This window comes from Sediminispirochaeta smaragdinae DSM 11293 (assembly GCF_000143985.1).
In the GTDB taxonomy this organism is placed as follows: domain Bacteria; phylum Spirochaetota; class Spirochaetia; order DSM-16054; family Sediminispirochaetaceae; genus Sediminispirochaeta; species Sediminispirochaeta smaragdinae.
Genome location: NC_014364.1, coordinates 2755281 through 2777154, shown reverse-complemented (window position 1 = coordinate 2777154; position 21874 = coordinate 2755281). Strand labels below are relative to the sequence as shown.

General features: G+C 45.2%; 24 protein-coding genes and 1 other RNA gene. 8 read left to right on the top strand and 17 right to left on the bottom strand.

Annotated features, from left to right (window positions below; translation table 11 throughout):
• Positions 1-68: 68 nt before the first annotated feature.
• From SPIRS_RS13120 to infC, 10 genes are all read right to left on the bottom strand, one after another.
• Entirely contained in the window at positions 69-914 is an 846-nt protein-coding gene (locus SPIRS_RS13120) for a flagellin N-terminal helical domain-containing protein (RefSeq protein ID WP_013255170.1), read from the bottom strand.
• Between the two features lie 238 nt (positions 915-1152).
• On the bottom strand, positions 1153-2013 hold the full coding sequence (locus SPIRS_RS13115) for a flagellin N-terminal helical domain-containing protein (RefSeq protein WP_013255169.1): 861 nt from the start codon (positions 2011-2013) through the stop codon (positions 1153-1155).
• A 290-nt stretch (positions 2014-2303) separates the two neighbouring features.
• The gene (locus tag SPIRS_RS13110) at positions 2304-3413 is read right to left on the bottom strand and encodes a tetratricopeptide repeat protein (RefSeq protein ID WP_013255168.1); all 1110 of its coding nucleotides are present in this window, start codon (positions 3411-3413) and stop codon (positions 2304-2306) included.
• On the bottom strand, positions 3414-4247 hold the full coding sequence (locus tag SPIRS_RS13105; RefSeq protein ID WP_013255167.1) for a PilZ domain-containing protein: 834 nt from the start codon (positions 4245-4247) through the stop codon (positions 3414-3416).
• 20 nt (positions 4248-4267) lie between these two features.
• Positions 4268-4448, bottom strand: a non-coding RNA gene (gene ssrS, locus SPIRS_RS21995) — 6S RNA.
• A 9-nt stretch (positions 4449-4457) separates the two neighbouring features.
• Positions 4458-4703, bottom strand: coding sequence for a cell division protein ZapA (locus SPIRS_RS13100; RefSeq protein WP_013255166.1), 246 nt, complete (start codon positions 4701-4703; stop codon positions 4458-4460).
• A 34-nt stretch (positions 4704-4737) separates the two neighbouring features.
• On the bottom strand, positions 4738-5136 hold the full coding sequence (locus SPIRS_RS13095) for a cell division protein ZapB (protein ID WP_013255165.1): 399 nt from the start codon (positions 5134-5136) through the stop codon (positions 4738-4740).
• Between the two features lie 3 nt (positions 5137-5139).
• A complete protein-coding gene (gene rplT, locus SPIRS_RS13090) occupies positions 5140-5499 on the bottom strand; it encodes a 50S ribosomal protein L20 (RefSeq protein WP_013255164.1) in 360 nt (119 codons plus the stop codon).
• A gap of 14 nt (positions 5500-5513) precedes the next feature.
• Complete coding sequence (rpmI, locus tag SPIRS_RS13085; RefSeq protein ID WP_013255163.1) at positions 5514-5714, bottom strand: 50S ribosomal protein L35; 201 nt, start codon at positions 5712-5714, stop codon at positions 5514-5516.
• 23 nt (positions 5715-5737) lie between these two features.
• Positions 5738-6268, bottom strand: coding sequence for a translation initiation factor IF-3 (infC, locus tag SPIRS_RS13080; RefSeq protein WP_013255162.1), 531 nt, complete (start codon positions 6266-6268; stop codon positions 5738-5740).
• Positions 6269-6432: 164 nt separating this feature from the next.
• On the opposite strand from infC, the gene SPIRS_RS13075 reads away from it, so the two are divergent.
• Positions 6433-7146, top strand: coding sequence for a hypothetical protein (locus tag SPIRS_RS13075; protein ID WP_013255161.1), 714 nt, complete (start codon positions 6433-6435; stop codon positions 7144-7146).
• A gap of 123 nt (positions 7147-7269) precedes the next feature.
• On the opposite strand, the gene SPIRS_RS13070 is transcribed toward SPIRS_RS13075, so the two are convergent.
• Positions 7270-8268, bottom strand: coding sequence for a class II fructose-bisphosphate aldolase (locus SPIRS_RS13070; protein WP_013255160.1), 999 nt, complete (start codon positions 8266-8268; stop codon positions 7270-7272).
• Positions 8269-8475: 207 nt separating this feature from the next.
• On the opposite strand from SPIRS_RS13070, the gene SPIRS_RS13065 reads away from it, so the two are divergent.
• From SPIRS_RS13065 to SPIRS_RS13055, 3 genes are all read left to right on the top strand, one after another.
• The gene (locus SPIRS_RS13065; RefSeq protein ID WP_013255159.1) at positions 8476-9207 is read left to right on the top strand and encodes a flagellar filament outer layer protein FlaA; all 732 of its coding nucleotides are present in this window, start codon (positions 8476-8478) and stop codon (positions 9205-9207) included.
• Positions 9208-9209: 2 nt separating this feature from the next.
• Positions 9210-9950 (top strand): flagellar filament outer layer protein FlaA, encoded by a 741-nt coding sequence (locus SPIRS_RS13060; protein WP_013255158.1) that lies wholly within the window; start codon positions 9210-9212, stop codon positions 9948-9950.
• A 133-nt stretch (positions 9951-10083) separates the two neighbouring features.
• On the top strand, positions 10084-11238 hold the full coding sequence (locus SPIRS_RS13055; protein ID WP_013255157.1) for an OmpA family protein: 1155 nt from the start codon (positions 10084-10086) through the stop codon (positions 11236-11238).
• A gap of 81 nt (positions 11239-11319) precedes the next feature.
• Here the strand turns inward: SPIRS_RS13055 and SPIRS_RS13050 are convergent, their stop codons facing one another.
• From SPIRS_RS13050 to SPIRS_RS13035, 4 genes are read right to left on the bottom strand one after another with little or no spacing between them, the layout of a single operon-like run.
• Positions 11320-12168, bottom strand: coding sequence for a sensor histidine kinase (locus SPIRS_RS13050; protein ID WP_013255156.1), 849 nt, complete (start codon positions 12166-12168; stop codon positions 11320-11322).
• 54 nt (positions 12169-12222) lie between these two features.
• A complete protein-coding gene (locus tag SPIRS_RS13045) occupies positions 12223-13362 on the bottom strand; it encodes an MFS transporter (RefSeq protein ID WP_013255155.1) in 1140 nt (379 codons plus the stop codon).
• Between the two features lie 38 nt (positions 13363-13400).
• Complete coding sequence (locus tag SPIRS_RS13040; protein WP_013255154.1) at positions 13401-14336, bottom strand: DMT family transporter; 936 nt, start codon at positions 14334-14336, stop codon at positions 13401-13403.
• A gap of 1 nt (position 14337) precedes the next feature.
• The gene (locus tag SPIRS_RS13035; RefSeq protein WP_013255153.1) at positions 14338-15351 is read right to left on the bottom strand and encodes a LacI family DNA-binding transcriptional regulator; all 1014 of its coding nucleotides are present in this window, start codon (positions 15349-15351) and stop codon (positions 14338-14340) included.
• Positions 15352-15635: 284 nt separating this feature from the next.
• Here SPIRS_RS13035 and SPIRS_RS13030 point away from each other — a divergent pair, with 284 nt between their 5' ends.
• The 3 genes from SPIRS_RS13030 to SPIRS_RS13020 all read left to right on the top strand — a co-directional run bounded on the left by SPIRS_RS13030 (position 15636) and on the right by SPIRS_RS13020 (position 18716).
• Positions 15636-16433 (top strand): TIM barrel protein, encoded by a 798-nt coding sequence (locus SPIRS_RS13030; protein ID WP_013255152.1) that lies wholly within the window; start codon positions 15636-15638, stop codon positions 16431-16433.
• Between the two features lies 1 nt (position 16434).
• Positions 16435-17445, top strand: a complete 1011-nt coding sequence (locus SPIRS_RS13025; RefSeq protein ID WP_013255151.1) for a Gfo/Idh/MocA family protein — start codon at positions 16435-16437, stop codon at positions 17443-17445.
• Positions 17446-17729: 284 nt separating this feature from the next.
• A complete protein-coding gene (locus SPIRS_RS13020) occupies positions 17730-18716 on the top strand; it encodes an aldo/keto reductase (RefSeq protein ID WP_013255150.1) in 987 nt (328 codons plus the stop codon).
• Between the two features lie 227 nt (positions 18717-18943).
• Here SPIRS_RS13020 and SPIRS_RS13015 read toward each other — a convergent pair whose 3' ends face one another.
• Both SPIRS_RS13015 and SPIRS_RS13010 read right to left on the bottom strand, forming a co-directional pair.
• Positions 18944-19888 (bottom strand): DMT family transporter, encoded by a 945-nt coding sequence (locus SPIRS_RS13015; RefSeq protein ID WP_013255149.1) that lies wholly within the window; start codon positions 19886-19888, stop codon positions 18944-18946.
• A 52-nt stretch (positions 19889-19940) separates the two neighbouring features.
• Positions 19941-20621 carry a FadR/GntR family transcriptional regulator gene (locus tag SPIRS_RS13010; RefSeq protein WP_013255148.1) on the bottom strand — a complete coding sequence of 227 codons (681 nt, stop codon included), beginning with the start codon at positions 20619-20621 and terminating at the stop codon, positions 19941-19943.
• A 142-nt stretch (positions 20622-20763) separates the two neighbouring features.
• Here SPIRS_RS13010 and SPIRS_RS13005 point away from each other — a divergent pair, with 142 nt between their 5' ends.
• The gene (locus SPIRS_RS13005; RefSeq protein WP_013255147.1) at positions 20764-21870 is read left to right on the top strand and encodes a sugar phosphate isomerase/epimerase family protein; all 1107 of its coding nucleotides are present in this window, start codon (positions 20764-20766) and stop codon (positions 21868-21870) included.
• Positions 21871-21874 lie beyond the last annotated feature (4 nt).

Sequence of the window (21874 nt, the reverse complement as noted above, 5' to 3'; positions counted from 1 at the left end):
CGGCCTCCCCTGTCCGAAAAAAGGATGAGAAAACGTCCAGGAATCTCATCCGAAAAAGAACGGTATACTTAAAAAAGCTGAAGTACCGACTGGGTCTTTGTATTTGCCTGAGCAAGCATCGCGGTGCCGGCCTGCGTAAGGATCTGGTTTTTCATGTAATCAACCATTTCCGAAGCCATGTCGACATCCCTGATTCGGCTTTCGGCAGCCTGAAGATTTTCGGCCGCGATAGATACACCCTGACTGGCTGTCTCAAAGCGGTTCTGATATGCGCCAAGATCGGCTCGCTGACGCGAGACCTGACGGAGGGCGGTATCAAGTTGGCCGATAGCCATATTTGCAGAGTCTACCGAGGTGATCGAAATCATCTCTTCGGTTCCCTGCGACCCTTGAAGTCCGAGCGCCTGTGCAGTCATGGTGCCGATGTAAATTCTTTCACTCTGGTCCATATTGGCCCCGACCTGGAACTGCATGACCTGTTCTCCGTTCTGTGCAAACCGACCGGTAAGCATGTTCATACCGTTGAACTGTGCATGGCTGGCGATTCTGTTGACTTCGTCGACCAGCTGACTGACTTCGACCTGAATCTGCATTCTGTCTTCGTCTGTATAGATGCCGTTTGCCGACTGTACCGAGAGTTCTCTCAGCCTATGAAGTATATCCTGAGTTTCCTGCAGGTATCCTTCCGTTGCCTGGATGAAGGAGACACCATTTTCGATGTTCCGTGTAGCCTGATTAAGCCCCTTGATCTGGCCCCGCATTTTTTCGGATACCGCAAGACCTGAAGCATCGTCGCCGGCCCTGTTGATACGCATGCCGGAGCTGAGCTTTTCGATGTTGCTTTGCACCTCACTGTTACGTACGCTAAGACTTCTGTTTGCGTACATGGCGCTCATGTTGTGGTTAATAATCATAAACCCTCCTTGATATTTAACGAAGGCATCCTTTGCCTTCAACGATTCGGTGTCGTTTGAGAAGGAAAACAGAAGAATAAGTTCGCGCCTCTTCTGCCCCGTTCGCTTCCTTCATGCAGAAAAACGAGGAGTAATCCCGACCTCCTAAAAGGAGATCGGGTAACTCTACGCTCCGACACCCGGAGGGATTGTTTTCAAAGATCCTACGGGATAGGATTACTACTTATAGTGTAGCCCTCTATCCGAAAAGTTGCAAGACTGACTGCGTTTTCATGTTTGCCTGGGACAGCATAGCCGTTCCTGCCTGAACAAGGATCTGGTTCTTGGTATATTTCACCATCTCATCGGCCATGTCGGTGTCTCTAATCCTGCTTTCCGCCGCCTGGAGGTTTTCGGACGCAACATCGATGCCTTTAACCGCATGTTCGAGCCTGTTCTGATAAGCGCCGAGATCGGCCCGCTGCTTGTTTACGCTCTTGAGAGCGGAATCCAGGGTCCCGATTGCCCGGTTTGCATCTTCGGGGGTCTCGATGGTTAAAATTTCATTGGTCCCGATATTTCGCACACCGAGTGCGGCACTGGTCATGGTACCGATAAAAACCCGTTCCCGCTGATCCATATTGGCCCCGATATGGAACCACATACTGGCTGTAACGGTATTTTCTCCCGATTCCCGGGCAAAACGGCCGGTAAGCATGTTCATTCCGTTAAACTGTGCATGACTGGCAATTCGGTCGACCTCATCAACCAGCTGACTGATTTCAACCTGAATCTGCATTCTGTCCTCGTCGGAGTAGATACCATTTGCGGACTGCACAGAAAGCTCTCTCATGCGGTGCAGAATATCCTGAGTCTCCTGAAGATATCCTTCGGTCGACTGGATAAAGCTGATGCCGTTGGAGGCATTTCTGCTTGCCTGATTCAAGCCTCTAATCTGAGACCTCATCTTCTCTGATACTGCCAGACCCGATGCATCGTCGCCTGCACGGTTGATGCGAAGACCTGAAGAGAGCTTCTCCATGTTTTTGCTTACTGCGTTGTTACTAATTTTGAGGCGATTTTGCGAAAAGACAGCACTCATGTTGTGATTAATGATCATGTGACATCCTCCTTGAATGTTACGGAAGCGTCCTTGCTTCCTTTTCGGCGAATTCAAAAAAGATTTCCTTAAGACCCTTTCAGGATCCGCCGATGCTTTACATGAAGAGGGAAGGTGGGTACTGGCCAGTTTACCGCGGTTTGACCTTTCCTCAGTCTAAAGCTTCGGCATGGAGAAGGTCAAACTTTAGCTTTTTTGAAAAAAAGATGAAGAAAATTCCGTAGTGTTAGGAATATTGGTGGTAAACGCTTCTGTACATGATCATCCATCACCGCAAAGGCACGTGAAATCTATTCGATATCTTTTGCATAGTAAAGGGCAAGAGGATCTTGCGGATCAATTTTCAGGATCTCACGGAAACAGCGTTGGGCCTCTTCATTGTTATCTGTTTTTAACTCGAGGATTGCAATATTCGATATGATCTTGACATTCTGCGGTTCTATGGCCTTGGCCTTTTCCAACACAACCCTGCATTGGTCGTATTCTCCGAGCTCCATGAGGCAAATGGCAAGTTCGTTATAGATGTCTACTTCCTTATCTTCCAATTCCAAGGCCTTATAGAGCGCTTTTTTGCCTGCGGTATAGTCGCCACTCCGTCTGAGAGCCCAGCCAAGCAAGAACCAGCCACTCCAAACTTCGGGGCGCGCAGAGAGAAAGCTCTTGATCTTCTCTATGCCTTCCTTTTCGTGTTTTTCTTTAATGGCTTCGAATGCTTCATGAAAAAGCCGGTCGAGTTGATCATTACTTTCAAGCTCATCAAGAGCCTTTTCCACCTTGGGCTTACGAGGATCATTATCCTCAGCAAGGGAGAGAAAGTCGCTCAAAAGTATTTTTGCCCTTCCAAGCTTACGCAGTTTGAGGAAAAAATAGCCGGCGTTGAAACATACCCCGGGACTTTGAGGAAAGGAGGCAAGGGCCTTTTCATAGGTATTGATCGCCTTGATTGCGGCGTTTTCTGCCAAGGGAATACGTCCCTGATCGACATAGAGATCAAGCTGCTGTTCATAAAGAAGGGCAAGGTTAAGGGGTGTTTTCTCTTCCTGTGGATCGAGACGGGAGAGCGCAAGAAAAAGTTCCTCGGCAAGGTCGAAATCGAGCCTCTTTGCTTTTATAATGGCCGCCTCCGTCATTGTTGAAACAATGTCGGGCTGAAGGGCAAGAATAAAACCTCGGAAGTAGTCGGCATGGCTGTGAGCGGGGTCCCATGCCAATATCTTCAACATGGCCGAAATGATCATCTCCCAAGAAAGGTCGGCAAAGTCCACGACTTCCCCCATGCCAGGAGGGGCTTCGACGGGTAGCATAATAGTCGGATCAATGGAAAAGTCCCCAATGGAACGATGAAAGTCTTCAGGCAAAGAAATATACAGTAAACGCTCTAATTCTTCTTTTCCACCCATCTATGCCTCTTTCTGATTCTTCGTCATCGCCGACGAGACCGGACGAGCCTTCATATAATCATTCAGCATGACTTTATATTCGATGGGAGTCTGCTCCTCTAAGAATTGGATGGCAACTGCTGTAAGATCTTTTCTACCCTCGACTTCTTCACTTCTAACGATGGTTGCCGGAAGGTTGAAGGCCCGTTGTTCGACCGTTTCAAGGTGAAGATGACACTCCTTACCCAAAAGGAATTTCGCAACACCGGAAACGACGACCTTTGCTCCGGAAAATGAGAGGTCTCTGATGATGCAGGGGCGAGGGATGCTTTCTACCCGAAGCTGACCAGCCTTTGAGGTAAGACCTAATTTCCGGATGCTGTTGGCATCGATCTGAATACGTTCTTCTTTTCGCTTCTTCGAGTTGACACTGGCCTCCAGCAAGGTCCCAAGAATTCCTATCAAATCGTCCGGCGGGCGCTGGGTAAATTCGAGATTAACAAAATTGAGTGTGGGATGCTCTTTGTTATAAGGGTTAAACCCACTTATTTTTGATGCGACGAAAAAGGCAAGAGGATCGTTTTTATCACTTTCCTGAAAGGAAAGACGTAACGATACAAGATTGTTTGCCTGTCGAAGCCGTTCAAATGTCTCACTTGAGATATTTGCAATGACCTTGGCACCGGTCATGGATGCGGAAAAGATAATGCAGGGAATTTGTGATCCCAGAAATTTCAGAAAAATGTGCTTTGCCAGCAGTCCTGTAGCTCTGATAACATCCTTATTAAAGGTTACATCGATCTCCCTGTAATGCTGATAAAATCGATTTATCTGTTGGCTTGTCATCAATGCCATAATAGTTCCAATCCCCTATAGTAAAACCCGCGATGCCGCTTGGAGAAAAAATCTCTTGAACCCAATGGTTCAAGTGGGTTTCCGCAACGTGGAATCCTGTCCGTCTCGAGGACGGTCAATTCAACCACGAAATGAAGGAATCCCGTTTTATATTTTTGTCCCAAGAGATTGACGATCCCCTCCCGTACATCGCAGGAAAAGTATTCTCTTTTAGGGGAGCTCTTCGTCCAGAAATTGGATCAAACGATCGGTTGCCTCTTCGGCCCGTTCCGATTTCATTCGTTCCTGAAAGAGCTCATCTGCTATTAGTATACTGGAAAGAATGGCGCTACGTAAAGGTTCTCTGCTTCCCATGTTTTCTTCTATGCGTTGTACCTTCTCTTCGACGAAAGAGACGAGCTGACGCAAATAACGAGGGTCTTCATCCGTCCTGACGGCGAACGAAGACCCCAACATGGAAATATGAAACGGTTCCTTGTTCATTCGATGATTAAAAGATATCAAGCTCCCCGTTGCGGTCGGGAGCGGGTTCTTCAACATCTTCGCTTTCTGCGATGTCCGGTTCTGCGATATCTGGCTGAAGGGATTCTCCTTCGGTTTCCTCGATAGGGGCTTCTGCCGTCGAAGTAGCCTCGCCGTCATGCTGTTGCACTTCGACGGCACTGCTTTCCAGCGCATCCAGCTGCTGCAAAGCACTGATGATGCCTTCTTCGATTTTTCCCTGATCACGTTTGAATGAATCGATGAGAACCTCGAGCTCTTCGATACGCTTTTCATCGTTGGAGAGGGTCTTCCTCAGCGCACCATTTTCTTCCCGCAGAGAAGCAATGAGATCAACAGCCTGCCGCACTTTGCTTTCGAGAAGCTGAATCTGCTCGAAGGTAACCATTACTTATACCTCCAACTCCGCTTTCGCTTTCTTTACAAGCTCGGAGAACGCCGTTTTGTCTTCAATAGCCATATTGGAAAGGGCCTTCCTATTGATTCTGACATCGGCTTTAATGAGACCGTTTATAAAACGAGAGTAGGTGATCCCTTCGTTTCTGCAAGCGGCAGAAATCCTGGCAATCCAAAGCTTACGAAAATCCCGTTTCTTTCTTCTGCGGTCACGATATGCGTATTGGCCCGCTTTCTCAACCGCATCCTTGGCGGTCCGAAAGTTGGTGCTTCGACGACCCCAGTAACCCTTTGCCTGACGCGTTATCTTTTTGCGTCGGTCATGTCTTCGTGTTCCATCAACTGCTCTGGGCATGGCAAAAAACTCCTTTAGAAGTTATAGGGAAGAAGGCCCTTCGCCTTTTCGGTTTCGGCCTTGCTGAGAACGCCAGCATGACGAAGGTTTCTTTTCCGTTTTGTGGATTTTTTTGTTAGAATATGGCGAAGTCCCTGTTTCTTATACTTGACTTTGCCAGACCCGGTAACCGAGTACCGTTTTGCCGCGGACTTGCGGGTTTTCATTTTCGGCATATCAATTCCTCACCTGTGCTCGTTTATTTCTTACCCGTTTTCGGGCTCAAGATCATAGACATGAACCTACCTTCCATGATGGGCTTCCTATCCATGGAAAAGTCGGTTTCCAGCTCTTCCAAAATTTCATTTACCTTCATGAGGACATCCCTCCCCAATTCGGTATGTGCAAGCTCACGACCTCGGAAACGAATGGTTACCTTTACCTTATTTCCCTCTTCGAGAAAGGTCTTAATATGTTTGGTCTTGAACTCCAAATCGTGAGTTTCGATCTTTGGCTGCATGCGAATCTCTTTTAGCTTGATCTGCTTTTGTTTCTTTTTTGATTCTTTGCGCCGTTTTTCCTGATCAAACTTGTATTTCCCGTAATCAAGGATCTTACATACCGGCGGATCCGCATTCGGTGATACTTCGACAAGGTCCGCATTTGCCTGGCGTGCAAGCTCCAGGGCCTCAATCGTCGGAATGATTCCCCGCTGTTCTCCTTTTTCATCGATCAGACGAACTTCGCGGACCCGAATCTCCTTGTTCACTCGTAAATCTTTCGCAGCCAATCTTCCTCCTCATGACTAATCCGGCCCTTCCAGATATCCTTTTGGGATACATGAAAACCGGTCAACTCAAAGTGGAAACTACTATAGCATTCACATCAAAAAGAGTCAAAGGGTGATAGCGAACCGTTGCAGCCGATGCTGGTTTATGATAGCCTCGAGAAGTTATGGTAACATTTTTGATTTTTGCCGTTCCGATTATCGGCTGTATGCTATTGTTCTGGCTTTTTCCCGGCTGGTATCGGGATAAACTCTTTTTCCCTGCCGGGATTCGAGCCTTCCTGTGGTTCTGGATAGGTACGGCAGTCTCGATTTTTTGGGGGATCGGGGGAATTAATGCGTATGCATTTGCTCCTTATCTCTTACAGCGATGGTTGATTTTTGACCTGCCTCCGATGGCGGCAGCTTTTATCGGTTTTTCCCTGTGGAGATCGGCCAGAGAACGAATCCTGTCCGGTGAGAGGCTCTTGTTTGCCTCTTTGCTTTATGCTGTCGTTGTTTCGATGTTTTCGGGATGTGTTGAAGCGGTTTTTTGGTTTAAGCAGTATAACGGTTTTGCACTTTTTTTCCTTCCACTTGCACTTGTTGCCCGTATGATATTTCTTTGGGCCTTTTCGCTTCTCTTCGTTCAGCTTGAGGGAGGCAAACGATGGGTCCTCTCCGTTATAGGAGTCCTCGCAGTTTCTTTTTTCATCGCCTTGGGCCCCTCTTTCGTTTTGATCAATCAGCATCTTTTTGCATCGATACTTGCCATCCTTATTCTGGCGGCTTCGCTCCTTATGATACAATTTGCGATCAGGGCAGCCTTGCCCTCTTTTCGGCTTCGGCATCTTCCTCTTCCTTTGGAGGACGATGTATCACCTGTTGATACGGTGATTTAATACTGTTTTGACATAAACGCTTTCGCCTGCATCGGCAATATGACATACCCATTATACAGTGGTGCTACAAAAAAAGGGACTGTCCAATCAGACAGCCCCTTTCCCTTCGTTAGTGGAAATCGATCAAGCGTGGCCTGCCGAGCCAAGAACCTCGATATTCTTTCGTTTGTACATTGTCTTCAGTTCGTCACGACCTGGTCCAAGATACTTTCTCGGATCAAATTCCGCAGGTTTTTCCGCCAGAACCTTTCGAACCGCTGCCGTCAGGGCGAGCCGACCGTCTGAGTCGATATTTATTTTACATACGGCGGATTTTGCCGCCTTACGCAACTGTTCTTCCGGGATTCCAACTGCATCCTTTAATGCTCCACCGTACTGATTAATCTGTTTTACGTATTCTACGGGAACAGAAGAAGAACCGTGAAGCACAATGGGGAAACCGGGAAGCTTCTTTTCAATCTCTTCAAGGATATCGAAGCGAAGGGGAGGGGGAACAAGGACCCCGTCTGCATTCCTGGTACACTGCTCCGGTGTGAACTTATTTGCTCCGTGGCTGGTACCGATGCTGATTGCAAGGCTGTCCACTCCGGTTTTCTTGACAAAATCGATTACCTCTTCGGGACGGGTGTAGGTTGATTTTTCCGCTACAACCGCATCTTCGATGCCTGCAAGGACGCCAAGCTCGCCTTCCACGGTAACATAGTCGGCCTGCTTATGAGCATATTCGACAACCTTACGGGTAAGAGCGACGTTTTCATCATAGGGAAGGTGGCTGCCGTCGATCATGACGGAAGAGAATCCGCTATCGATACAATCTTTGCAAAGTTCAAAACTATCGCCATGGTCGAGATGAAGCGCTATTGGTACCTCATAACCGAGTTCTTTAGAATACTCGACGGCCCCCTGTGCCATAAATCTCAGCAAGGTGGAGTTCGCATATTTTCTGGCACCGGAAGAAACCTGCAGGATTACCGGCGATTTCGTTTCGACGCAAGCAGCAATAATGGCTTGCAGCTGCTCCATATTGTTGAAATTGTAGGCGGGAATGGCATAACCGCCGTCGATGGCTCCGGCAAACATCGCTTTCGTGTTCGACAGACCCAATGTTTTGTAGGAAATCATGATACGCTCCTCATATAAATTCAATTAACCTGATGATATCACTCTAATCAAGGAGATACGTTGGGGTCAAGAAGTGCGGACCCCATAACTGGCCTTACTCTATTGATTTTTCCTTTCGGGAAAATGGTTTGACAAAGAATATGTGAAGAAATATAATTCTGTTTACTGATATGCGATGATTTTTTGCTAGATAAAAAGGAGTTAGGAATGAAACGAGGCGTCCTGCTGTTTCTGTGCCTTTCGGCGTTGATTCTTCTTGCGCCCTCCCTGCTTTGTGCTGATGAGCAGACAGAAAACCTGGTTTCCCACGTTCTGGAATCATTTGATCCGGAAACGAGGACCACCGATTGGTTGGTTCAGGGAAGTAAGTTTGTCACCGAAGGGTTCCCGAAGCAGACCTATGTGAAAGCGTGGCCTGAAGCGCTTTACGGAGCGAATCGGGAGGGTTTGGATCTGCAGGCCCTTGGCGCTTATTTTAAGTTTGACAGGAAGGGATATAACTACATAGAGTTTATTCCTGTTACCCAAGATGAGAATGGGGATACGGTTCCTAATCCGATTTCCATCCCCGGTCGTGTGAAGAATATCGACCTTTGGGCGTGGGGCTCTGATTTCGATTACTACCTGGAGGTCCATATCATGGACCCGCGGGGAGTCGTTCATGTTCTGAATCTCGGCAGTCTGAATTATACCGGGTGGAAGAACCTAACTGTGGATATCCCTTCTTACATCCCTCAGTCGAGAAATTATGCTCCCTATCTTGAGGGTTTGCAGCTTGTTAAGGTTGTTCTCTGGACAAAGCCGTTGGAAAATGTGAATGATTGTTACTTTTATCTTGACCAGATAAAGGTACTTACCGATGTTTTTGTTTCGCGCTTCGACGGTGATGAGTTGACCGATCCCGAGAAAGTCGATGAAGTTTGGGGAGGGGTAGAGTAATAATGAGGACCAGAAAAACGAAGTTAGCAGGAAAATTGCTTTTCATGCTGATAGCGGTAGCCGTCGTTCCGATGGTTGTCGTTGCACAGTCGGCAACTTCAGATGCCGGAGAACCGAATCCTGCGGAAATCGGGGTTGATACGGCACAGCAGAAGTTGAAAGAGGTCTCTATTTCCAAATTCGAAGATGCCGGTTTCTGGTCTGCTTCGATGTCAAAGGATGAGGGACTTGTAACCTTGAGAAGACTTGCCGGTTCTCCCATCGATAAGGAGCCGCTTGAGGCGGAAACTGAGGCCGGGATTACCGAAGATGATAGTAATGTTCTTGGTATTAAGGTTGAGTATTTCAAGCGTGGTAACAGCCAGTTCACGCTTACCCCTGTTCGTCCCATGCCTGTGGAAGGAATCTGTAAGACCGTAAGTGTCTGGGTCGTGGGACGAAACAGCCCTCACGTTTTAAAGATGCTCCTGTCTGATCATTTCGGGAATAGGGCCGAAGTGACCATGGGTAAATTGAACTTTACCGGTTGGAAGAAGCTTACTGTTGCAATTCCGACTTCTATTGTTCAGCGTGATTATCACTACAATAATAAGATGGGGATAAAGATCGAAGGTTTCACCATTGACTGTGATCCAAAGGAAGCCTACGGTTCTTACTATATCTATTTCGATGACCTTCGTGCAACCACCGATCTTTTTGCCGAAGAGCATCGGGATATCGATGATATGCAGGATAACTGGTAAGTTCTGAAAGCCGGTTCGTATGTCTCGATACGAAGGTACTATGTTGAGAGGGTTTTTCTCTTGGAAAGGCCCTCTTTTTTTACTTCTCATCTTTTTGTGGCCGAACTCTTTGCTCTGCCTATATGGACAATCTATGCAGGCCGGAGGATTCCATCGTTCAAACCGCTATACCGTCACCATTCGAGAAGATTATTCGGTACGGACGGATGGGGCATATAAGGGGTTCCTCAGCAGGGAGATTCATGGAAGTTTTTTTAGGTCGGAGGCTTCTTACCCGCCTCAGTATGAGGGTGTCTATTTTGGGACAGGAGCTCTGAGACGTGAGCAAACCTATCAGGCCGTACCTCTTGAGATCAACTATCGAACGGCCTTTACTATTGATGATTCAGGGGAAATGCGGATTCGAAGTGGTGCGCTCCCCCCTGTTAGAATGAATATCCCCTGTTTCCCAAAAGATGATGAAGATCAGGTTTCTACATGGTCGGCCCCTGCCCAGGATTCTCTTTTCTGGGAAGGAAAACAGATACCTGTGCCCACCATGGTTACATATCGCATAACGGGAAATCGATCGTACGAAGAGCGCCCTGTCATGGCTATTAATTATGAATACTCTCTCAGGCTGAAACCCTACCAGACTTCCGGAATGCAAGATGTTACTTCCCTTCATGAGCTCTTTGGGACAGTAAAGGGAGAGATGCTCCTGTATCTTGATCAGGAGGGTGGGCTTTTCTCGAAAGAACGGATTATACGGCGTACGGTTGCGGATGATGGAACGACAAGCGATGAAGAAGGCTTTCGGCTTATTTGGTATACGGGAGTTGATGGGGCATCACTCAATCGAATGATCGCGGATCTGAGTGAAGGGAACACTGCTGTCCATGAAGCAGGTTCCGATGGTAGTGACCGAGATGATGATACCTCCATTCTTGTTGAAGAGCGTTCTGAGGGGGTGGTGCTTACGCTTCCCAACATCCATTTTAAGCCTGATGAGGCGGAAATCCTTCCTCAAGAGGTCTCTCGTCTCGATGAACTCGCTCGGGTTTTATCACAAATTCGTGACACATCCTTTCTTGTCGTCGGGCACACAGCCGATGTCGGAACGAAAGAGAGCCAGAAAGAACTTTCTGTAGATCGGGCCAGACGCATTATCTCTGAATTGTCTCAGCGAGGCCTCGATGAAAGTCGATTTCTTTATGATGGGGTTGGGGGAACTCAGCCTGTTGCTTCTAATGATAACGAGGAAGGTCGGAAGAAAAACAGGCGTGTTGAGATTTTCCTGTTGGAGTAGCTACTGTTTGGAAAGCAGGTGGTAAATGAATATCCTCCCTTATTCCTGCTTTACCGTTGCCGATCACATCAGGCGTTTATCCTAAAAATCACCGGAATTCGGAACAGTAGGGAAGCGCAGCGTGAAATTCATTCCATTACGAGGTGTTGAACATATAGCAAACGTTCCATTAAGTTGTCGACTCAAAGCCGTGATAAGTTGCAGACCTATACCTGCTCCCTCCTGAGAAAATTGGGGATCGAATGAAAATCCCTGCCCATTATCGCTAAACCGCAGTAATAGCGTCGAAATCGTTTCCCGCGTTACTGCTATTGTGATGCTGGGCGAAGGTGTCGATGCCTGAAAAGCGTGTATAATCGAGTTGGAGAAGAGTTCATATATAAGTAAGCCTAGGGGAACAGGAGTGGAACAGACTTCTTCAACCGGTATCTGTTTTGTTATACAAATATCTTTCCTACAAAAGCTCATGGTGCAAAAACTGATAACGGTATCTATTAATTGGGCTATTGATACCTGGCCCAAGGATTCTTTCTGATACATTGATTCCTGAATATGCGATATTATGAGTATACGTGATTCTATGTTGGAAGTTTGTTCTTTTTCCTGCCGAACTTCGGGGGAGCAAGAGGAGAGATGAATGATACTTGATATTAATTGTAAATTATTTTTTACACGATGATGTAATTCTCTCAAAAGAAGTTCTTTTTCGTTATTGGAAGCTTGGAGGGTGATGTTTGCCTCTTTTAAGCGTTGTGTCCAAAGTACGATCAATGTTCCGGTGAAACCGCCGAATAATGTCGGAACAATAAAGCCTTGAGGGGAGATGGGAGCATGAATAAGCATTTTTTGAAAACCAGAGAGGAATGAGAGGAAAAAGGCGCCGCAGAATGCCCCCGTTAGTCCGATAAAGGCCTTGCTTTTGAAAAGCAATTATGTACCTCTTTATATTACATGATAGCTACTTTTCGGTTTTGCGGCAAATTGTTACTGATTTTTTATGAATTGTGACAAAATAAGAGAACACAGGGCAATTACTGAACCAACAATAAACGGAATTCTCCAATTATACATCCAAAGGATGCCTCCAAAGATGGGGACAACAACCGACGAGATATGGTTAATGGTAAATCCAACGGCCATTGATGGTGCAATATCGGCCGGATCGGCCTGTTTGCGAAAATAGGTATTCAGGGCGATTGCGAAACTGAAAAAAACATTATCGATTATATAAAAAATTGTGGCTGCCCATGAATTTTCAATGAGAGCATAGCCGGCAAAAACAAACAGAAGCGTTCCGTATTCAACGGTAAGCATGAAGCGTTCTCCAAATTTTCCGATGGCGCGTCCTACGATGGGGCTAAGAAAATAGGTGATGATGTTGTTCAATACGAATAGTGCGGTAATATATGCCACAGAAAAATGGTACTTTTCAACCATGATAAAGACCGCAAACACCACAAATATCTGGCGGCGGGCACCACTAAAAAAATTGAGAAGGTAAAAAAGCCAATAACGTTTTCGGAATAGAAGGTGCTTTTTTTGTGGATAAAGAATTGTCTCTACCGGCTTCTGTGTTAATGCAAACAGACTTACGAGGATTAATAATCCTCCGATGATATAAAAAAGATCATGAAGCGGTAAAAATTTGGATAGAACCCAGATCAAAATACCTATGGAGATATTTGCCAATGCCGAATAGGCGGCGAAACTTGCAAGGACATTTGGGATTCTTCTGCTTTCGAAATATTGCAAGGTTAGAGATTGTTTTGTTGTTTCAAAAAAGTGCATTCCAACGGACATCAATATTGTTGTGCCTATAAGTCCGGTATGTGATGGAAAGAATCCCGTCAGTAAAACACCAAGACCAAGGAGAGCAGCAGAAATGGCGGCAAAACGATACTCACTACAGAATATCAGCAGATAGACCACGAAAAAGGTGAGGAACCCCGGGATCTCCCGGACTGATTGAATTACGCCCATCTGAAAGGCATTAATGCCAACAACGTCAACAGCATAATTATTGAAAAGAGTTCTCCAGCCTTGGAAACCGATGGCGACTGCGATTACCAAAAGAAGCAGGTAGCGGTACATTGGGTTTTTAGTATATGAGGGGTAGTGTTTCATTGACGCATACTACTATATTGGGATGATAAAGGTCCATCCTATCGAGATTTTTTTAGATTTCCTGTTTGAAGAAAATAAATGGCGACAAGGACGATGACGATACCGGTATAGACCCAAATATTCACCCGTTCCCCCAACAGGAGAACCGAAAGGATGACTCCAAATACGGGAACCATGAATTTAAAGCCTGTAGCTCTGATAACGCCTATTGCATGGAGTGATTGATTGAAGACAATATTCGCAAAACCCGTTGCTATAACACCGATAAAAAGAATCAGCATCCAGTTGGTACATCCCATCTCTATTACTTCATGGAAATCGCTCTTTCCTGCAATGGCAACGACGAGAAGCACCACAGTTCCCGACGCAGTGGAGATGAAGGTTGGAATAATGCTGCCGAATGTGCGTATATAGTTCTTAAGGGCTACATAGTATACACTTATACAGAGGGAGCCGAGGATGCACAGTACGTTCCCTATAAGATAATCGTCTCCAATTCCAATCGAGGAAAAGGTCCCCCTGGTTGCAACGAAGAGGATGCCTATCGATCCGAGGATGATTCCGAAAAGGTGCCTTAAGGTGAAATTCTCTTTAAGAAATATGACAGAAAGGATGGCAGCATAGATTGGCTGGGAGTTTATAAGGATGGAACTGCTCGTGGCATTTGTTAATTCCAGCCCAAAAGAAAGAAGGAGAGAGAAGAATCCTACCCCGAAGATACCAATTCCTGAAAGTATCAAGGTATCTTTTATGGATGGGCGTGGGCGCTTTCTCGAATCGGTTATAAAGAATGGAAGAGTAGTTAACAATGCGACAAGAAATCTTAGGAAGGCGACAAGAAATGGATTGACTTTATTGATCAGGAGACTCTTTGTTGCGGGATGAATCCCTCCCCATGCGATGGTGCAAACGATTAAGGCTACCGACCAGAGATAAATATTTTCCTTTGGTGTCTTGATTTGTTTTTTATTCATGTTATGATTTTCGCTTTTGTGTTGTAGATTCCCTTACGATAAGTTTTGGTTGCAAAAAGACCTGCATGAGGCTTGTCTCTTGTGATGCTATAAGATGGGTGATGCGATTAACTCCTGCCTTTGCGAGTTCCCGAACAGACTGGCGTACAGTTGAGAGGGTCGGTCGACAAAACCTTCCCGCATCGATATCATCATATCCGATAACGGAAAGATCTTGGGGAATGCTTATCCCCTCGTCATACAGGGCACTAATACATCCGATGGCGGCTAAATCGTTTTGTATGAATAATGCGCTGTATTCTCTAAGCTTTTCTTTATAATTGAGGCCGAAACGATAGCCGGCATCAAAATTATGATCTACATACATAACATCATTTTTTGATACTGTTATACCGACATCATTCATGGCCTTTGTAAAACCAGAACTGCGCTCTTCGAACTCCCGGCCGTATGAAGTTGCTGTAAGGATATTGGTATGACCTAATTCGAGTAGATACTTCGTTGCTATATATCCTCCCAGAAAATGGTTCATATCAATAATATTAATTTCTGCAGACGAGGTCCTATCAAAGTAGTGCATATAGATATGTGGAACATGCTCTTTTTTTAAATACTCGTCGATCTCGGTGCAATATTCCCGATTTATGATGATGACTCCTGCAATATTACCAATCGACAAGAGCTTCTCAACTTTTTTTATCCCTTTGCTTTTATATTGATCGTAGACAATTAGTGGAAGATAATTTGCATTATCAATTTCCTCAAAGACGGCAATAAAAAGCGATTCAAGAAAGTGGTCGTTGTAGTTCGTAAAAAAATTGTCGGCCAGGAGAACGGCAATGACATGTTTCTCTTTTGTTTGTCTTATCGGTGAGTTCTGGTCCGTGTAGTATCCATGTTCTTTGGCCAGTTCAACTATTCGGTTTCTGGTTTTCGAAGAGACACCGGGGTGATTGTTGAGACTTCTTGAAATAGTCGATTGATTTACTCCGGCCAGTTTCGCCAGTTCTCTCATTGAAATCAGAATGCAGCTCCAAGCACTTAGTTATTCTTCATTGTAAACGCGCTACAGTCATATGTCAATGAAATACGCATCACATATACTAATACTCAGTGTTAATTTGTTCTGATGCGTAATGATGCGTAGTAAAACAGTTGACAATGCTAAAAAGTCCTTATAATATCAATAATTATATAGACTATATATTGTGTATATTTATTTGTGATGCATAATAATGCAATATATTATGTTTTGATGCTTTGTTTTATGCACGTTATGTCATACATAGGAGGATAAGAATGGAAAAATCTGCCAATATTGAAGTGTTGTATACGGAGCTTCCATGGGAAAAACGTTTTCTTGCAGCAAAGCGGGATGGCTTTGATTATATTGAATTCTGGGGCTGGGAGGATAAGGACTTACCTCGTGTGAAGGCTCTCTTACAAGAGAGTGATTTGTCACTTTCAACAATGAGTGGTGATGGTCCCTTTTCGATGTGTGATCCCATGAAAAAGAAGGAATATATTGACTATATCAAAAAATCAATTGATGCAGCAAACTTTCTTGGATCTCCAAGACTGGTGATCCATTCGAATGAATTGGCGGACGATCCTCAATGGGCTGCTGATTTCTTTGAAGAGTATTCTGATACGGTAAAGTTATTGACGATGTTTGATAATTTGAAAGTAATGTCGCTTCTTGCTGAGAAGGCGGGGGTTACCTTTGTGCTTGAGGCTCTCAATGTTGTTGTTGATCACATTGGGAACTTTTTGACAAAAACACAGACGGCAGTTGAATTGGTCAAAGCCACCGGATCTTCTCATATGAAGATTCTTTACGATGCGTACCACATGTACCTGAACGAGGGAAAAATCTGCGAAACCCTTTCAAAATATATTGATGCGGTGGGTTACATTCATGTTGCCGATGCTCCGGGAAGAGGCGAGCCCGGAACAGGAGCCATCAACTATCATAATGTCTTCAAGCATTTGGCTAAGATCGGCTATAGCGGTGTAATTGGTTTTGAATTATATCCTCAAAATGGGACAAAGAATGCGGTGACGGCAATTCTGAAAGCGTGTGAAGGAGTTTTCTAAGATGAGTGATTTACGTATCGGAATTATTGGCTGTGGGGCAATTGGTCAGGATCATGTGAAGCGTATTAACGAAAAGGTCCAGGGCGCGACGGTAACCGGAATTTTTGAGATTAATGAAAAAGTTTCCAGATCCTTGGGCGAAAGTTTTGGCGTAAACGTTTTTTCCAGTGGGGAGCAGCTCATCGAATCGAGTGAAGTAGATGCCGTTGTCGTGTCCTCTTCGGATGAGACCCATGCGCGCTACGTGCTTAAGGCCATCGAAGCGAAAAAATTTGTGTTCTGCGAAAAGCCTCTGACCCCAAAATCGACCGATGGCCGACATATCCTCGATGCGGAGATTGCAGGAGGAAAACAGCTCGTTCAGGTCGGATTTATGCGGAGATATGATCCGGGGTATCGGGCCGTACGGACTCTTTTGCAGTCGGGAAGCTATGGATCGCCATTGGTCCTCCACTGCTCACATCGCAATGCCGCTATCCCCGGTTTCACTACTCCCATGGCAATCCAAAGCAGTGCCTCGCATGAAATTGATATTTGCCGCTGGTTGCTTGGGGAGGAATATGTATCATGCGAAGTGCTTATGGCAAAAAACAGCAGGCATAGCGGAAGTGATCTCCATGATCCGCAATTTCTTATTCTTCGTACCGAGAGCGGAATCTTGATAACTGTCGAAATTTTTATTAATTGTCAATATGGATATGATATTAATTGTGAGGTTGTATGTGAAGACGGAATTGTTTCTCTCCCTTCTCCTCCTGAAGTTCTGGTAAAAAACAACGGGAAAAAAGCGAGCGCCATTTCTTCCGACTGGAAGGCACGTTTCAAAGAGGCCTACGAAGTTGAATTTCAAGAGTGGGTTTCTGCGGTAAAGCAGGGCCGGGTCGGAGGGCCGTCGACCTGGGATGGTTATATCACTGCAGTTGTAACCGAAGCCCTATCGCAGGCCCGTGACACGGGGGAGCGGGTTCCTATTTCCCATATGGAATGTCCAGATTTTTATCGAAAAAAATGAGAAAGCAGTGTACGAATTTAGGTGTGAAAGGTGCGATTCGCGGTAAGGCGTTAAAACAACAATTCCTGATGCTGAAGCAAACGGCCATTGGATCTGCTTAATGGGAATTCAAGGCAGAATTCTTGAACCAATAGGAATATTCCCCAAAAAGAGTTTGAGATGATGTATTATGAAAGTGTAAGAGATTCGACCAGAGTGGTCGGACTCAACGAAAACAGTCTCCGGGATTTCCGGTACGGTTTAAAATGATAATAAATAAAGCATTGTTGTAAGAGGGAAACAGAATGAAGCAAATGAAAATTGGAAAATCAGGAATCAAAGCATCTGCTCTTGGCCTCGGGACATGGGCCATCGGTGGCGACAGCAGCTGGGGCCCTAGTGACGATAATGAGTCCATAAAAACAATTCACCGGGCTCGGGAACTAGGTATCTCTCTGATCGATACAGCGCCAGCCTATGGCCTCGGCCACAGTGAAGAAGTTGTCGGGAAAGCGCTTGCAGGACACAGGGACCAGTACGTGCTCGCCACAAAATGCGGAATACGTTGGGATATCGACGAGGGAGGCTTTCTGATGGAGCGGGATGGAGTTAAGATCGTCCGCAATGCCAGCCCCAAACGCCTGTCGGAAGAGATCGACTTGAGCCTTAAACGCCTACAGACTGATTATATTGATATCTACATTGTTCACTGGCAAGCCATAGAGGAGTATCCTATTCCCATCAGCGATACAATGGGGTACCTCATGGAACTGAAACAGCAGGGAAAAATCCGCGCTATAGGCGCTTCAAACCTGAACAGTGAACAGTTTATAGAATACGTCAATAATGGCCAGCTCGACTTAATCCAAGAAAAATACAGTATACTGGATCGCGTGGTTGAAGAAACGTTTTTCGGCTTTTGTGAAGAGCACGGGGTTACCTTCCAAGCCTACTCTCCTCTGGAGCGTGGCGTGCTTACCGGCAAATACACTCCCGCCAGCACGGTGAACATGGGACTCGCCAAGAAAAAGATTAAGTGGTATGAGAAGGAAAATCTGGAGAAAGTCGTTGAACTGAAAAAAAAGTGGCAGCCCCTATTCGAAAAGTACGGATGCTCCATGACTGAACTGGTACTGGCTTGGACCTTGTCCCAAGGGACCGGGAACAACGTCAATGTTCTTTGCGGAGCACGGAAGATTTCTCAGATCGAAGAAAATGTCGGCGGCGGTAATATAAGCATTGATTCCGAAGACCTTGCTAGTATGCGAAGGGATGTTGAAGCAATTTTATAGATATTGAGAAACAGCAGACAGCAGCTTTATCAATATCTACGAGCAGGCCGAGGAATAGCGGATGTTTTCTGGGTAAAAGGATTAAGATCAAACCAAAATAGTGAGTTCAAGCTTAGGCATAGGTTTACTCTGGAAAAGGTGATTCCCTGTGGATTATTCATCCCAATCCTTGGCTATCACTGTTCTGAAAAGTGCATGTCCGAGACCAATATTCGACGCTTTGCCTATTAGTTTATTGATTCTCTGTTTTTCTTATCAAGATACAAAACAACCATTCCGCTACATAAAATAAGGAATGCCCCTGCCAGGGTTGTCCACGTTGGAATTTCTCTCCAAAAAAGAAATCCCCAGAGCGTGTTTATGGGCAGAGACAAATACTCAAAAGAGGCAATCATCGACGCTTGTGCAAGGCTATAAGCGCGAGCCATGAAATAGGTCCAGGCAGCCCAGACAAGTCCTAAGCCCCCCATGATAATTCCATCCCGGAGAGATGGCAAAGACCACTTTGCAAACAAAAAAGCAACGCTGGGATTGGCATTGGGGATTTCCCCTACGGCAAGAGTTATGGGAACGATGGCCGTAGCAGCGAAGAGATACACGAGGGAACTAAAAAATGCCATAGAAGCGCTGCTTTCGGTAGTCTGCAGTTTCCGGGTTGTGATAACGGTAAACGCATAAAAGAGTACGCTTATGAGAATAAAAATTGCACCTACATTAAAAGTTGCCGAACCTGGCTGAACGATAAGGAGAACCCCCAGAAAGCCAATTATTAACACCACCCAGCGCCGAAATTCGACTTTTTCGCCTAGTATAAATACAGACAAGACGGTGATCATAATAGGCCCTGAGAATCGGATCGATTCCACCTGAGCCAGAGGGAGAGCTACCAAACCCATCATATAGGTGGTGTAGGAAATAAAAAGAAAGATGCCTCGCGTGAAATGCAGTCGAAATCGTTTTGTCTTAGGCAGGCCTTTTATTCCTTCTCCTCTCAGAAAAAACAAGGTAAATGGCAAGGCAACCAGATTACGAAAAATCACCATTTCCAAGACGGGATAGCCGCCCCCGAGTCCTTTCACGGCAATACTTTGCATAGATATGATGAATAGAGCCAGGACGAGAAAAGCGACTCCTTTAAAATTCGATCCGGTCGTTCCTTTATTCGTTATCATATGTATCCTCATGTATGCATTAAATTAATAAATCGAAATATATTTTTGCTGCTTATTTGGGAGATATCCAGGAAAAGTGATCCCGGATTGCTGCAGAGCCTGCCTCCCGGTCTTTATTTATCAAAGCATTCACAATAGCGTGATGATATCCTTGAAGCTTCTCGAAACCCGCGGTTTTTTTTGTAACCGTGTGATGATATGTATCAAACATATATTCTTCCGTTACGCTGGAAAGAGCATTAAAGTTGATTAATAGTAAAGAGTTGTGTGAGGCTTCGACAAGAAGGGTATGGAAACGAATGTCTAATTGAAAAATTAAATCACTGTTTTTCGTGAGATCCAATAGATCGACTATTTGCTTCATTTCCGTGATTTGATCTTCGGTCGCACGATCGATTGCTAAATCGAATGCCTGTAGTTCCAGCATTTGACGAAAAATCGTGAAATCTCGGAAACTAACGTCGCCACGCACATACATGACCGACATAATTTTTGCCGTGGTTTTCTCATAGGTGTCCGTGATGTAATTGCCGGAGCCTTGTGTGCTATCAATAAAACCTAGATAGTTTAATACTTTTATTCCTTCCCGTACCGTGGCCCGACTAATGCCCAACTGCAAGGCCAAGTCCCTTTCGGGGGGAAGTTTATCACCTACGGCATAATTTTTATCAGCAATCTGATTGATTACATAATCTACGATAACACTGCATGTGCCTTCCATCCCTTCGGTCATCACTTCCGCCTTTCTTTATAGATTATCATAATATTATCATAATTAATATTAATTATATATTGTCCTGATCAATTGTCAATAGCAAAATAACTATCTATGGTACATAGAAAGTATATATTCATCTACTTCTACCTAAAAATATGTGCATTTTGGCTATGAAACGCTTATTCAAGAGCATTTATACACCGAAAATCCACAAATGTTTTCGTTGACGTATGCCATAACCGGTGTTATAACGAATGAAAGTGCACTGACCAATTTTGGCATCTACAACAGATACGTGAGGATTATCCGGGTTTGCAGCGTCTATGAGGAACATTGTGGTATTGACACAAATGGAGGATTTGTTTTCATGAGAGATTCAATCCATAAATATTTTCAAATAGGAACGATTCAGTGGATGAGTCATCCAAGAAAGCATGTATTGGATTCAATACGTGAGATTGCATGCGATGATTTTTTTGATGCAATAGAAATATGCGAATTTCAAAATGAAGAAACAAGAGTAAAGGCAAAAAAAATACTTGAGCAAAGTCATCTTACGGTTTGTTACGGCGGACAGACCAGATTACTTGGAAAAAAGCTCAATCCGAATGCCATCGATGAAAGCCAGCGCATTGAAGCCGAAAAGACGCTGCTGCAAGCAGTAGACGAAGCATATGTTTTGGGAGCACACGGTGTTGCTTTCCTGGCAGGCAAATGGGAGGAAGCCACCAAGGAACAAGCCTATGCGCAGTTGGCAAAGACTACTCAAGCCGTCTGTAAGTACGCTGCGGAAAAAAATATGACGGTAAATCTTGAGGTATTTGATTTTGATCTGGATAAGGCGGCGTTGATTGGTCCCGCGCCGTATGCTGCAAAATTTGCGGCGGAGATGCGTTGTCGATGCAATAACTTTGGCTTGATTGTCGATCTGTCACATTTCCCTATTACCTATGAATCCAGCAGGTTTGTAATCCGTACGTTGAGGCCTTATATCAATCATTTTCATATAGGGAATGCAGTTGCAAGGCCTGGGGCGGAGGCGTATGGCGACCAGCATCCCCGGTTTGGATTTCCGGAAAGCGCGAACGACGTACCTGAGCTTGTGGAATTCTTTGCTGTATTACGTGACGAGGGATTTTTTGACGAGAAGAACCCTTATGTACTCTCCTTCGAGGTCAAGCCTCGGGATAACGAGGAAGAGGATCTGATTCTGGCGAACACAAAGCGTGTCATTAACAGAGCCTGGGCCTTGTTAAAGGATTGAGGGG

Coding starts and splice junctions, on each gene's coding strand:
- SPIRS_RS13120 (WP_013255170.1), bottom strand. CDS start 914: ATGATTATTAACCACAACATGAGCGCCATGTACGCAAACAGAAGTCTT.
- SPIRS_RS13115 (WP_013255169.1), bottom strand. CDS start 2,013: ATGATCATTAATCACAACATGAGTGCTGTCTTTTCGCAAAATCGCCTC.
- SPIRS_RS13110 (WP_013255168.1), bottom strand. CDS start 3,413: ATGGGTGGAAAAGAAGAATTAGAGCGTTTACTGTATATTTCTTTGCCT.
- SPIRS_RS13105 (WP_013255167.1), bottom strand. CDS start 4,247: ATGGCATTGATGACAAGCCAACAGATAAATCGATTTTATCAGCATTAC.
- SPIRS_RS13100 (WP_013255166.1), bottom strand. CDS start 4,703: ATGTTGGGGTCTTCGTTCGCCGTCAGGACGGATGAAGACCCTCGTTAT.
- SPIRS_RS13095 (WP_013255165.1), bottom strand. CDS start 5,136: ATGGTTACCTTCGAGCAGATTCAGCTTCTCGAAAGCAAAGTGCGGCAG.
- rplT (WP_013255164.1), bottom strand. CDS start 5,499: ATGCCCAGAGCAGTTGATGGAACACGAAGACATGACCGACGCAAAAAG.
- rpmI (WP_013255163.1), bottom strand. CDS start 5,714: ATGCCGAAAATGAAAACCCGCAAGTCCGCGGCAAAACGGTACTCGGTT.
- SPIRS_RS13075 (WP_013255161.1), top strand. CDS start 6,433: ATGGTAACATTTTTGATTTTTGCCGTTCCGATTATCGGCTGTATGCTA.
- SPIRS_RS13070 (WP_013255160.1), bottom strand. CDS start 8,268: ATGATTTCCTACAAAACATTGGGTCTGTCGAACACGAAAGCGATGTTT.
- SPIRS_RS13065 (WP_013255159.1), top strand. CDS start 8,476: ATGAAACGAGGCGTCCTGCTGTTTCTGTGCCTTTCGGCGTTGATTCTT.
- SPIRS_RS13060 (WP_013255158.1), top strand. CDS start 9,210: ATGAGGACCAGAAAAACGAAGTTAGCAGGAAAATTGCTTTTCATGCTG.
- SPIRS_RS13055 (WP_013255157.1), top strand. CDS start 10,084: ATGCAGGCCGGAGGATTCCATCGTTCAAACCGCTATACCGTCACCATT.
- SPIRS_RS13045 (WP_013255155.1), bottom strand. CDS start 13,362: ATGAAACACTACCCCTCATATACTAAAAACCCAATGTACCGCTACCTG.
- SPIRS_RS13040 (WP_013255154.1), bottom strand. CDS start 14,336: ATGAATAAAAAACAAATCAAGACACCAAAGGAAAATATTTATCTCTGG.
- SPIRS_RS13035 (WP_013255153.1), bottom strand. CDS start 15,351: ATGAGAGAACTGGCGAAACTGGCCGGAGTAAATCAATCGACTATTTCA.
- SPIRS_RS13030 (WP_013255152.1), top strand. CDS start 15,636: ATGGAAAAATCTGCCAATATTGAAGTGTTGTATACGGAGCTTCCATGG.
- SPIRS_RS13025 (WP_013255151.1), top strand. CDS start 16,435: ATGAGTGATTTACGTATCGGAATTATTGGCTGTGGGGCAATTGGTCAG.
- SPIRS_RS13020 (WP_013255150.1), top strand. CDS start 17,730: ATGAAGCAAATGAAAATTGGAAAATCAGGAATCAAAGCATCTGCTCTT.
- SPIRS_RS13015 (WP_013255149.1), bottom strand. CDS start 19,888: ATGATAACGAATAAAGGAACGACCGGATCGAATTTTAAAGGAGTCGCT.
- SPIRS_RS13010 (WP_013255148.1), bottom strand. CDS start 20,621: ATGACCGAAGGGATGGAAGGCACATGCAGTGTTATCGTAGATTATGTA.